10 protein-coding genes are annotated in these 12,426 nt (G+C 56.8%); 6 read left to right on the forward strand and 4 right to left on the reverse strand.

Going from position 1 to position 12,426, the window contains the following annotated elements:
• The first annotated feature begins 26 nt into the window (after window positions 1–26).
• From KOE80_RS15735 to KOE80_RS15745, 3 genes are all read left to right on the forward strand, one after another.
• Window positions 27–2,591, forward strand: a complete 2,565-nt coding sequence (locus tag KOE80_RS15735; protein WP_226349481.1) for an EAL domain-containing protein — start codon at window positions 27–29, stop codon at window positions 2,589–2,591.
• Between the two features lie 61 nt (window positions 2,592–2,652).
• Window positions 2,653–2,955 (forward strand): type II toxin-antitoxin system HigB family toxin, encoded by a 303-nt coding sequence (locus KOE80_RS15740; RefSeq protein WP_226349482.1) that lies wholly within the window; start codon window positions 2,653–2,655, stop codon window positions 2,953–2,955.
• A gap of 2 nt (window positions 2,956–2,957) precedes the next feature.
• A complete protein-coding gene (locus KOE80_RS15745) occupies window positions 2,958–3,329 on the forward strand; it encodes a helix-turn-helix domain-containing protein (RefSeq protein ID WP_021447101.1) in 372 nt (123 codons plus the stop codon).
• A 6-nt stretch (window positions 3,330–3,335) separates the two neighbouring features.
• On the opposite strand, the gene rmuC is transcribed toward KOE80_RS15745, so the two are convergent.
• The gene (gene rmuC, locus KOE80_RS15750; RefSeq protein WP_226349483.1) at window positions 3,336–4,703 is read right to left on the reverse strand and encodes a DNA recombination protein RmuC; all 1,368 of its coding nucleotides are present in this window, start codon (window positions 4,701–4,703) and stop codon (window positions 3,336–3,338) included.
• A gap of 278 nt (window positions 4,704–4,981) precedes the next feature.
• Here rmuC and KOE80_RS15755 point away from each other — a divergent pair, with 278 nt between their 5' ends.
• Entirely contained in the window at window positions 4,982–5,992 is a 1,011-nt protein-coding gene (locus KOE80_RS15755) for an acyltransferase (protein ID WP_226349484.1), read from the forward strand.
• Between the two features lie 198 nt (window positions 5,993–6,190).
• Here the strand turns inward: KOE80_RS15755 and KOE80_RS15760 are convergent, their stop codons facing one another.
• Window positions 6,191–7,438, reverse strand: coding sequence for a D-amino acid dehydrogenase (locus KOE80_RS15760; protein ID WP_226349485.1), 1,248 nt, complete (start codon window positions 7,436–7,438; stop codon window positions 6,191–6,193).
• A gap of 106 nt (window positions 7,439–7,544) precedes the next feature.
• Entirely contained in the window at window positions 7,545–8,429 is an 885-nt protein-coding gene (locus tag KOE80_RS15765; RefSeq protein ID WP_042484657.1) for a LysR family transcriptional regulator, read from the reverse strand.
• A 147-nt stretch (window positions 8,430–8,576) separates the two neighbouring features.
• Here KOE80_RS15765 and KOE80_RS15770 point away from each other — a divergent pair, with 147 nt between their 5' ends.
• On the forward strand, window positions 8,577–9,245 hold the full coding sequence (locus KOE80_RS15770) for a GntR family transcriptional regulator (RefSeq protein WP_226349486.1): 669 nt from the start codon (window positions 8,577–8,579) through the stop codon (window positions 9,243–9,245).
• A 234-nt stretch (window positions 9,246–9,479) separates the two neighbouring features.
• On the opposite strand, the gene KOE80_RS15775 is transcribed toward KOE80_RS15770, so the two are convergent.
• Window positions 9,480–10,436, reverse strand: a complete 957-nt coding sequence (locus tag KOE80_RS15775; protein WP_026483815.1) for a Bug family tripartite tricarboxylate transporter substrate binding protein — start codon at window positions 10,434–10,436, stop codon at window positions 9,480–9,482.
• Between the two features lie 356 nt (window positions 10,437–10,792).
• Between KOE80_RS15775 and KOE80_RS15780 the strand changes: the two genes are divergently transcribed.
• The gene (locus KOE80_RS15780) at window positions 10,793–12,409 is read left to right on the forward strand and encodes an ATP-dependent acyl-CoA ligase (RefSeq protein WP_226349487.1); all 1,617 of its coding nucleotides are present in this window, start codon (window positions 10,793–10,795) and stop codon (window positions 12,407–12,409) included.
• The last annotated feature ends 17 nt before the right edge of the window (window positions 12,410–12,426 follow it).

Consider the following 12,426-nt stretch of genomic DNA (forward strand, 5'->3'; position numbering starts at 1 on the left):
CTCTATCGCTGCGCAGGGCAATATACATGCTAGGCATGCTGGTCGCTCTGGGGTTTGTGTCGCCCCCCGTCCATGCCGCCCCCCACTCCCAGCAACACGTCGTACGTGTGGGAATCTACGAAAACCCGCCCAAACTCCTCTTGGACAGCCAGGCACGCCCCGGCGGCATTATGGGCGAGCTGCTGCTGGAAATTGCCAAGCGCGAAGGCTGGACACTGGAAGCCGTGCAATGCGAATGGCAACAATGTCTCAATGCCCTGCAAAATGACCTGCTCGATATCGTGCCAGGCCTGGCCTACTCTCCCGAACGAGCCGCCTTATACAGCTACCACAGCCGAGCCGTGCTGGAGGACTGGTCACAGATATTTACGGGCAAAGGCACCCACATTGGCGCGCTAAATGACCTCAATGGCAAACGCATTGCCGTCATGAGCGGAACCCTGCAGTTAACCCAGCTCTACAATATTTTGCAAAAACTGGAGCTGGGTTCCAAGCTGGTCATTACCGATTCCCAGTACAACGCACTGAAACTGGTCCAGAGCAAACAGGCCGACGCCGCCGTAGTCGGCCATTTATTTGGGGTGCGTCATGCCGGCGAACATGGCCTGAAAACCGCCCCTATCCGGCTGGAGCCTACCAATACTTACTTTGTCACAGCCAAGGACCGCCACCTGGATTTGCTGGCCGCCATTGATGCGAACATCAAGCAATGGCAAGACAATAACGACCCGTTCTATACAGAAACACTGAATCAGTGGGGCCTGCGCCTGATCGAAAAACCGACCAAGCCCTGGATTATTCCCGCCTTGCTGACGCTGGGCGTCTTGCTGACCATTGCCCTGCTGACCGTCACCCTGATGCGCATCGGCCTGCGTCGTCAGCGCAAGAAGCTGGTCCGTACCGAGCACCATCTGCATACCGTGCTGGATGCGATTGATGCCTACGTCTACATCAAGGACGACCAGTTTCGTTATCAATATGCCAACCGCAAGCTGTGCGAGGACCTGAACTACACCACGGTCAGCATTGTGGGCAAAACCGATCAGGACCTGTACGCCAACAAGCAGACCATTAACGAGTTCCGTCATAACGACGAGCAGGTGCTGTATAGCGGGGAGCGCCTGGCGGTAGAGGAAGTCGTGCGCGACCGGAAAGGCGATATACGCGCGACGTTCTTCTCCATCAAAATGCCGGTCAAAGACCCCGAGACCCGGCAAACCAATCTGTACTGTATTTCCACCAATATCTCGGCCTTGAAGGCCACCCAGTCGGAGAACTACCGACTGGCCTTCTACGACCCACTGACCGAGCTACCCAACCGCCGTTTGTTGCTGCAGCGCCTGGAGCGTCATCTGCAGACCATCGAGCCGTACAAACGGCCGGGTGCCTTGTATTTCCTGGATCTGGATCGTTTCAAGCACATCAATGATGCACGCGGCCACGCCATTGGTGATGCCTTGCTGCGCAAAGTGGCGCGCCGCCTTTCCTTGATGATTGATCCCCAAGACATCGTGGCCCGTCTGGGCGGGGACGAATTCGTCATCCTGAAAATTCTGCATCCCGGCACTGTGCGTGACTGCTACAAGGAGGCCCTGGAGTTTGCCGAACTGGTACGCACCCGCCTGGAGGAGCCCTACAGCATCGAAGGACACTCCTATCTGAGCAGCAGCAGTATTGGCCTGGCGCTGATTACCGACAGCACCCTGACCTCTGAGGACCTGATGCGTCAGGCCGACACCGCCATGTATCGCTCCAAGGAGAATGGCCGCAACCAGATCACCTTGTACGAACCTGGCATGCAAGAGGCGCTTGAAGAACACCTGAGCCTGCAGCACGACCTGCGATTTGCCATTGGTTCGGATCAGTTGCGCCTGTTTGTCCAATCTCAGTACGACAAGCAAAACCGCATCTGCGGGGCCGAAGTGCTGCTGCGCTGGCTGCACCCAACACGCGGCATGCTGACACCCAACCTGTTCATTCCGCTGGCCGAAAGCACGGACTTGATCACCCCCTTGGGCGACTGGATCATGGCATCCGTCTGTGATCTGCTGCTACAAACTCAGGAATGCAGCTTCCCCATTTCCATCAACGTCAGCCCGATTCAATTCCGCCGCCCTGACTTTGCCCGCCGTACACGCCAGATCCTGGAGACCAGCGGCGCACCGGCCCATCGCCTGATCTTTGAAATCACCGAAGGCGTGCTGATGGAAGACTTTTCCTCCGCCAACACCATGATGCGCGAGCTGAAAGATCTGGGCATCCGTTTTTCCATGGACGACTTTGGCACTGGCTATTCCAACCTGGCCGCCATCCGCCGCCTACCGCTATACGAGCTGAAAATGGACCGCAGCCTGATCCTGGGAGTCCCCATGGAGCAAGAAGCCAACGCCATTGTGCGCACCGTGCTGGCGATGGCAAGACAGCTAGGCCTGCATGTCGTGGCCGAGGGCGTGGAAAACGAGCAGCAAAAAGAATTTCTGCTGCGTCGCGGCTGCCATGCACTGCAAGGCTATCTGTTCAGCGCACCGCAATTGGTGGAGCAGTGGCTGGAAGTGATTCAGCAAGACTGCGGACCGGTGGAGCCGCAGTAAGCTCCTGCATCACCCTTCCAACAATCTTGCATTAGTCCCAAAATGGGACTAATATCAGATCATGCGAGTTATAGCCGTCAGCACCCTTCGCCAATTCTGGGAGAAACACCCCGATGCAGAGCAGCCCATCAAAGCATGGGTCGATGAAGCGACTAAGGCGCAATGGACTCAACCCACCGATATCAAGGCTCACTATCGTAGTGCCAGTATCTTGAAGAATCGGCGTGTCGTCTTCAACATCAGAGGCAACAACTACCGCCTGATTGTTGCAGTGGCGTTCAAACTAGGCATCGTCTACATAAAATTTGTCGGCACTCACGAGGAGTACGACAAGGTCGACGCCGAAACTATTGAAATGGAGTAAACATGGAAATCCGCCCCGTACACACCGAGGCCGATTACAAGTCGGCTCTGAAAGAAATCTCTCGGCTTATGGAGTCTGACCCAGATCTGGGCACACCTGATGGCGATCGTCTGGATGTGCTAACCACCCTGGTATTGGCCTATGAAGCCAAACACTATCCGATTGATTTGCCAGACCCTGTAGAGGCCATCAAGTTCCGTATGGAACAAGGTGGTTTGACGGCCAAAGACTTGGAGCCGATGATCGGTAAGCGCAATCGCGTCTACGAGGTCCTGAATCGCAAACGTGGCCTGACACTGCCAATGATCTGGCGCTTGCACACCACCCTTGGTATCCCAGCCGAAAGCTTGATTCGACCCCAAACACTGATCTAAACACCATCAGGCATCAGCTTCCTTGTTTTGGCCAGGCACCTCATCCTCCGACAAGACCCAATCCAGCCGTTCGTGCTCTATATCCGTATGCAAGGGCTCAATGCCGGGCTGGGTACGTTTGGCTCGGGCCGATAGCTCGGCAAAGCGGCTGACTTTCCCGTACAAACCTTGCTGGCCTGCCAACGCAGTCACCGTGCTGTTGTAGTGCTTGCCCGCCTGCCCCAAGGTTTCACCCAGCTTTTTCAGGCGCTCGGCCAGGATGGATACCTGGTTGTAGATATCACCTGCGCGCTGGCTTAGTTCGTGGGCCTGCTCGTTGCTGCGCACCATCATCCAGATATTGGCTACGGTGCGCAAAATAGGCAGCAAGGTCGTGTGTGAAACCATCAGGACGTTCTTGCCCAGGCCGTAGTCAAACAGGCCATGATGATGCTGCAAAGCCTGCATATAGGCCGCTTCAATAGGCACGTACATGAACACGAAGCCGGGGCTGTTCAAGCCTGCCAAGGCGCTGTAATCCTTGGAGGCCAGATCATCAATATGATTGCGTAGCGCTTGCACATGAGCTTGCAGGCTTTGTTGGCGTTCCTCGTCAGTCTCAGCGCGGATAGCACGGTCGTAATCCACCAGGGATACTTTGCAATCAAGCACCAGATGCTTGTCCTGCGGCAGGTGCACGACGAAGTCGGGGTATCGCAAGCGGCCTTGCTCGTCGCGGGCCTGCCATTGTGTATCGAAGTGGACGCCTCGCACCAAACCGGCCACTTCCAGCGTTTTTTCCAGCTGCGTTTCGCCCCAGTTGCCGGTGGTCTTTTTATCGCCCTTCAGAGCCACCGCCAGTGAGTGAGCCTCGGCACTCATGCGCAGGCCCATTTCCTGCATGCGTTGCAGCTCCAGATTCAAGGCGGTCTGGCCTTTGACGGATTCATCGTGCACTTGGTTCACGCGCAGCTGGAAGCCTGCCAATTGCTCCCTGAACGGCCGCAGCATTTCATCCAAAGTACGTTGGCTATCCTGACGCAAGGTCTGTCCTTTGGCCTCCAGAATCTGCTGAGCCAAGGACTCGAACTGCAAGCGCATCTGCTCGCGGCTATGCTCCAGGTCCTCTTGTATGGCCTGATTGCGCATTTCCTGAGCCTGCAACTGGGCATCGCGGCGTATCAGTTCCTTGTCCAGCTCCACTGCCCGGTCCTGTGCATCCTGAGTCTGCTCCTGTGCATGGGCCAAGTCTTGTTCCAGACGTGCGCAGCGATCCGCCAAGGCCTGCTCAATAGGCGCACTCATGCGCGCCCGCAGCCACAGCCCGATCAGCAAACCCAGCGCCAAGGCGACCAGGGTAATCAACACATCCAAGCCCCTCACATCCAGCTCCATCCACCGTACTCCTGCCCAGCGCCGCCCGCGCAGGAATGCCCTGGCTGGTCTGTCTGGCTAAGCCTGCTATTTAACCGTATAACGCTGGTAATTTATACACCCTTTTTCAGTCTTCTTCGAAAGAGAGCGGGATGTTTTCATCCAGCCTGCATCCACAGAAAACCTGCAGCCATGCAGTCACATCCAGATAAAACTGGACGCTAAATCCCGTATTTGGGGGACAAATCAGAAACGTCTGCTCGTTAGGATGGGGAGGTCTCTGATTTTTATGTCCTGTCATGAACTGGATCAGCAATGCACGGATCGTGGCGATTTTTTCCGTCGTCTGCCTGCATATCGCCGCCTACGCCGTCCTGAATGCCGAGTTGGGTACTGCCAACTGGTGGAGTGGCAATCTTTACGACGCCGCCACACGCTGGTGTGTGCCGGTCTTCGTCATGGTCAGCGGTGCGCTCTTGCTGGAGCCTCGTCCCCAGGAAGGCATGAAGCTGTTCTATCGCAAGCGAGCATCGCGCGTCTTGCTGCCGCTGCTGTTCTGGACCGCCTTCTATCTGGGCTGGACGGCCTTCAAGCAGCACTGGTGGACGCCCGACGCTGATCCCTATCCCTATCTGGAGCGGCTGCTGCAGGGTCGACCTTATTTCCATCTCTGGTTTCTGTACATGATTGTGTTCCTGTACCTGTTCACGCCCTTTTTGCGTCGCATGGTCCAGAACACCAACTTGAAGCAGCTGGCCGCGCTGACCGGAGCGGCCTTTGTACTCTCTGCCCTCAGCACCCTCAGCAATCCGGACTTGAACACTCACTCTGCGCCCTTCTTTACCTGGTTCCTGTCCTATCTGCCCTATTTCCTGCTCGGTTACCTGCTGCGCAAAGTGCCGGTGAATGTGCCTCGCTGGCTGACTATCACGGTGCTGCTGGGCAGTATCGTGGCAACGGCCTGGGGCTTTTATGCACTGGCTATCACGCACGATAGGCAAACGGGTGCGTACTTTTATGATTACCTGAGCATCACCGTCATCCCCATGTCCATCGCGCTGATTCTGCTGCTGCGTGACTGGGATCAGCCCTTGATCAACTCGCGTATCAGTGCCCATCTGGCGGAGCTGACCTTGGGGGTGTATTTGATCCACCCCTGGCTGATCGACCTGATGTACCGCTACCTGTTCACGGCACTGGATTTCAATGCGCTGTGGTCGATTCCGGTGCTGGCGATAGGTATTTATGGGCTATCCCTGTTGCTGACGGCGGGCTTCAAAGCGACGCCGGTTTTGCGGGCAACCGTCTAAAAACAAATACGTCAAAAAAAATGGGCAAGCTTCCAAGGGAAAACTTGCCCATCTCCATCTACTGGTGCGCAATCATCGCTACTGATTACTAGCGGCCAATTACCCAGCACCCAACATCCAATACCACGCCCTGCTACCGTAAACCCATGACCGGCCACGGACAATTGATTGCGACGTACCCATCATCCGCTTCAAGGTCTAAGGACGAAATGGAGCATCATCAATAGGCGCAGCCTCGCCCGTCAGGTGAGCCGCCAGAATCGCTGCGCTACCGCAAGCCAAGGTAAAGCCCAATGCGCCGTGGCCTGCATTCACCCACAAGCGACCTGCCAGCTTGCTGGCCGCCACAACCGGCTTGCCCGACGGCGTGGCAGGGCGCAAACCGGCCCAGGTCTGTGCCTGTTCCAGTAGCAGCCCCGGAAACAGATCCTTCACCTGCTGCTTCAAGGTCGCCATACGGGCAGCGGGAATATCCAGGCCATCAAAACCAATATCTACCATCGCGGCCATACGCAGCACTTCACCCAAACGGGCGTACACAATGCGCTGTTCATAATCGGTCACGCTGATAGCTGGCACGGCTTGATTCAAGCCTTCCAGCGGCAGGCTCAAGCTATAACCCTTCAAGGGGTAGATCAGGGGACGGCCACCCAGCTGACGCAGTAAAGGCACCGTACCCATGCCGCTGGCCACAACAAACTGATCTGCCTGAATCTCGCCTTCAGCGGTTTGCACCGCACGGATATCGCGCCCTTCCATTACAAAACGGTGCACCGGCGTGTTCAGTTTCAGCTGATAGTCGCTGTCGGTTTGCATGCGCTCGTGCAAGGCCACGGAAAACAGATAAGCGTCGCCCGCTTCTTCGCTAGGCGTGTAAATCGCACCCTGCAAGCGCGAGCCCAACGCCTGCAAAGAAGGCTCCAGCTCCAGCACTTGGGCCGCTTCCAGCACTTGCTGCGAAGATCCCATATCCGCCTGCAATTGCGCCTGTTCACGCGCATGCTGGAACGGGCCGGGACTTCGGAACACAATCAATTTGCCATTGTTTTGATGGGCAAACTCCAGCTTGAAGCGCTCTTGCCAGTCGTGAAGAATGTCGCGGCTCAGATAGGACAAGGTCAGCATCTGCGCGGTGGTACGACGCACCACATCACCTCGGCAGGCTTTCAGAAAATGCAGCAGCCAGCGCCATTGCTGCGGGCTCAACGCAGGCTTGAAGCGCAGTGGCGAGTCTTTATTCAATAACCAGCGTGGCAAATCCTTGAACACGCCCGGATCGGCCAGGGGGGCCACATAGCTGTAGCTTAACTGTCCGCCGTTGGCAAAGCTGGTCTGTCCGGCCACTTGCGAGCCAGCTTCCAGTACCGTGACCTTCACCCCTTTCTGGCGCAACATGAACGCGGTGCTCATGCCAATGACACCCGCGCCGATAATACATACATGCATGGAAATACCCCCAATAACTGGCCTCTATTGTCTTGGGGGCCGCTGTAGAGCGCCAATGAATAGTTGGCGCATTCCATAACCCTGGGTTATGGAATCAGCTTTCTGCTCAGTCCGGGAAACGGCATTCCAGCAGAGCCTGCCGGATGTGATCCAGCACGCGCTCACGCGAGCCAGAACCTGCATCATCATGAGCCGTCAAAATGCTGACCGGAATCGGCAAAGGCTCGGGCAAGCGGTGTATGGCAAGGCCTCGGCCTTGCATGGCTCGGGCTGTGACCAGATCCACCAGGGCCTCGCCCACCTGTTGTAAAACCAGGCCACAAGCCACGTAATGAGTCTGCACGCGCATGAAGGGCGCAACATCGGGGACATAGCTTTGCAGCAGATCTTCCACCATCGCACCGACGGGATCGTCAGCGTCCAAAGCGATGAAAGCACGCTCGGCCATCTCCTCCCAATGACGCAAAGGCGCAACGCCCGGCAAGGTGACGTGCACCAGTTCGGTATGGGCCAGCACCTGCTGTTGCACGCCGGAAGATTCGCCCTGATCAAAGCTCATCACCATATCCAGGTCGCGCGTTTCCAGAGCTTGCAAGAGCTCCCCGCTGTGATGGGTGCGTAGCTCGAAACTCATGGCCGGATGAGCCTGACGACAACGGCTCAAGGCCACCGGCAATAGCTCCAGACCAAACGCCGGGCTGCTGCCAATACGCCACAGTCCCTCATGGTGAGAGCGCAGATTGCGCGCCAGTCGGCTGACGTCATCCAGGTTCTGATGCAGACGCGCAACGTAGGGAGCCAGAATACTGGCCTCACGCGTGGGGATCAGGCGGCCACGCACACGGTCAAACAAGCGAAAGCCCAGCTGCATTTCTGCGGTTGCCAGCATTTTGCTGGCCGCAGGCTGAGAGATATGCAGCAACTGCGCCGCCTGCGTCAAAGAGCCGCCACGGCAAATCGCATCAAAAATTTCTACATGCCGCCACCGCATCGACTGGCCCTCCTGCTACGTGCTGGTCTGAAAACGACTTATTATCCTGCAACTTGGCCTGACATAAAACGCGTCAGCCCCCTGGGCTTACTTGGTATCCTATAGCCCTTTGAGTCTTTTGCCGTGCGCCAGGCGCCGGGCGAGCTTATGGCTGCCAATCCTTATAAAAAACGCGAACCCAATATCCGTGAACAAGTCTACGGCATGCTGCGCCAGGACATTGCCTTGGGCAAAATCGGCTTTGATGTGCGGCTGGTGGATAACGAAATTGCCGCCAGCCTGAATGTCTCACGCATGCCGGTGCGTGAAGCCTTGCTGCAACTGAAAAGCGAAGGGGTGCTGGAAGGGACGTCGCGTGGCTTTGTGCTGCGGGTCTACACCGCTCAGGATATTGAAGATATTTTCTCGGTGCGCCTGTTGCTGGAGCCACCAGCCGCCAAGTTGGCTTGCATGAATCAAAGCAGAGTGGGCATGCTGGCCATGGAACAGGCCCTGAGCCGCATTGAAGCCACGCATCAGCAGGGCGACCCTATCGACAACATTCAGGCCAACTGGGCGTTCCGCAGCGCCTGGATCAGCATGGTGCCCAACAAGCAACTGGTCGATACGATGGCGCGTCTGCATGACCAAGCCGATCAGGCCCGGATTGCCTGCTTGCAAGACCCTCAATTCCGTCTGGAAACCATGCAGCGAGCCAAGGCGATTTGTCAGGCATTCAGCGAGCGTCAGGAAGAACAGGCGGCGCATCTGATTATGGAAAATCTGATCATTTGCTGCTCGGCGTATTGCCTCAAACAGGCGGAGCTGCTGGCTTAAGGGCTTGGCGTCAGCAGGAAGCTGCGAGGCAAGCTGTGATTGCTGCCGCCACCGATGCTTCCTGCTCAATCACCGGCAATATAAAGCCCCGGCTGTAACCCATAGACAAGGTTTAGCCCTTCAGCCCAAGCAACTGTCTTGTGTGTTGAAGACAGTGTCCCCTCATGGTTCCGGACAGCCCACACACAACAAAAAAAGGCGCCGTAGCGCCTTTTTTCTTCAAGCCATCACGTCTTAGTCCAGCGTGATTTCCAGGGCCTTGATAGTTGGTCCCATGGCTTGAGCATCGTGCTCGATCAGATCAGCAAACTCTTTGGGCGTGGAAGGCTCGATCTGGATACCGAAGTCCACGAATTTCTTGACCACTGCATCCTCTTTCAGGACAGCCGTCAGTTGCTCGGTCAGGCGGGCTACGTCTTCATCAGGCGTACCGGCTTTGGCCGAAATACCCCACCAGATGGTGAATGCCACATTCGGGATACCGGCTTCGGCAATGGTAGGCACGTCTGGACGCAGAGGGCTGCGCTCCGTTGTCGCCGCGGCAATCGCGCGCAGGCGGCCATCTTCCAGGAAGCCACGGCTGCCCGTCAGCACGTCAAAAATAAAGTCGATCTGGCCGCTGACGGCATCAATCAAGGCTGGGCCTGCGCCCTTGTAAGGCACGTGCACCAGACGAGCGCCGGTTTCTTTACGCAGCATCTCGCCCAAAAGGTGAGTGCCGGTACCCATACCGGGCGAACCGTATGTCAGCTCCTGCTTCTGCCCTGCAGCCACCAGATCCTGAACGGTCTTGAAGGGGCTGTCTTTATTGACCAGCAGGAACACAGGTGCCTTGGCAGCCAGCGTCATGGGGATCAGGTCGGTAGCCACGTCATAATTCAGACGCTGGTACAGGTGGCGGTTCAGAGAGTAAGCACCGCTATCGGCCAGGAACAGCACCGTACCCAAAGAACTGGGGTTGGCGTTTTTCACTACGTTCATGGCAACCTGGGCACCCGCACCAGGGCGGTTTTCCACGATGACTTTCTGATCAAAACGCGTGCCCATTTCCTGGGAAATCACACGCGCCAACTGGTCAGCCGCACCGCCCGGTGGGTAAGGCACAACCAGCGTCACATTCTTGTTTTGAGCATGGGCCTGTGCACCCAACATCAGCGCACAACACGTTGCTAATTTAAGCCATACCTTCATTGTTCTATCCCCGTTGCCCCTGTGGGCTTATTCAAAGTCATTGTGAAGCACATTGGCTCAAACACGTGAGCCTGGCCTGCTTGTTGCTGATCGACTGTCGTCCATAAACCTGATCAACCGTCTTGCTGGCCATCCTGCTCCGGCCTGCAAAACGCCCCCTTTTCTGTCCTTGCTCCGCCCCTGGTTTGCGCGAAATACCACTGCCTGGTGAGCTCTGCTACTTCGGGTTTTTCCGGTGAAGGACAGGAATTTCAAAATAATATATTGCAGTATACTGTTTGCAGGATATTAGTAATTTCACCCATGCATATCGGCTTGCCGCCTTGATCGCGCGTTGGCCGGGAGACAGATAGATCATGCACGCCCATTCCATTCCTGCTTCTGAATTGCCGCTGTTTTCAATACCTGCCACGCAACGCACGGTACCCGCCCTGTTGCACCTGCGCGCAGAGCGCATGGGTGATGCTCCGCTGTTTTCAGACCGCAACACTCACTACACCGGCCAGCAAACCTTGCACAGGGCCGCTGCCAGTGCCAGTCGATTGAGCCGCGCCGGTATCAAACGTGGCGACCGTGTTGCCTTGCTGTGCACCAACCGCCACGAATTCCTGGATATGGTTCTGGGTTGCGGCTGGCTGGGCGCGATTGTGGTGCCTATCAATACGGCCTCGCGCGGGGCGCAGTTGCAGCACATCTTGTGCAATAGCCAAGCCAGTTTGCTGGTAGTGGAAACGGATCTGACGCCGCTGCTGGCCGATGTGGACCTTGGCGCTACCGCCGTCCAGCAAGCCTGGTTGATTCAAGGCCAGGAAGCGGCACAAACACTGGCGGTGAGCACCTGCGATCTGCCTGCTTTGGGCGATTACTGCGAGCCTGCCGATATAGGCCCCGGCGATACGCTAGCCATTCTGTACACCTCCGGCACCTCGGGCCCTTCCAAAGGCGTTCAGTGCCCGCACGCCCAGTTCTACTGGTGGGGCATTTACACCGCCAGCAAGCTGGGCATGAAGCCCGATGATGTGTTGTACACCTGCCTGCCCATGTTCCACACCAATGCCTTGAACACGTTTTTCCAGGCTCTGGTCAGCGACGCCTGCATGGTGGTGGACAAGCGTTTCTCGGCCAGCCGTTTCTTCGACAATCTGTATGAAACCGGCGCCACGATTACCTATCTGCTAGGCGCAATGGTGCCTATCCTGCTGTCCAAACCTGAGACGGCGGCAGAGAAGCTGCACAAGACCCGCATTGCCCTGGGCCCAGGTGTTCCCGAGCAGTTTCATAGCCAGTTTCTGGAGCGCTGCCACATGCATCTGCTGGATGGCTTTGGCTCTACCGAAACCAACTATGTGATGGGCCGTGGCATTCAGGAACAGCGCAATGGCTATATGGGCCGCGTCTCTGAAGGCTTTGAGGCGCTGGTAGTGGATGAAAACGACAACCCGCTGCCAGATGGTGAAGTGGGTGAGCTGTTGCTACGCGCCGATGAACCCTTTGCCTTCGCGCTGGGTTACTACGGTCAGCCTGACAAGACGGTGGAGACCTGGAAGAATCTGTGGTTCCACACGGGCGACCGCGTGGTGCGCGATGCCGATGGCTATTACCGCTTTGTGGACCGTCTGAAAGACATGATTCGCCGTCGTGGTGAAAACATTTCTTCCTACGAAGTCGAACAGGCTTTGGCCAGCCATCCCGCTGTCCATACGGTTGCTGTCTATGCTGCCAAGTCCGAGCTGGCCGAGGATGAAGTCATGGCCATGATTGTGTTGCGTCCGGATTGCACGGTCAGCTGCGAGGAGCTGCTGCAGCATTGCGAGCGCCGTCTGCCCTACTTTGCGGTGCCGCGCTTTATTGAGTTTGCCCAAGTCTTGCCCACCACGGAAAATGGCAAGATTCAAAAGTTTGCCCTGCGTGATCGCGGCATTGGCCCCGACACCTGGGATAGAGAAAAAGCGGGCTATCAGGTTCGCCGCTGATCGCTGCCACAGGAATT

This window comes from Alcaligenes sp. 13f (assembly GCF_020496585.1).
Classification (GTDB): Bacteria; Pseudomonadota; Gammaproteobacteria; order Burkholderiales; family Burkholderiaceae_B; genus Alcaligenes; species Alcaligenes phenolicus.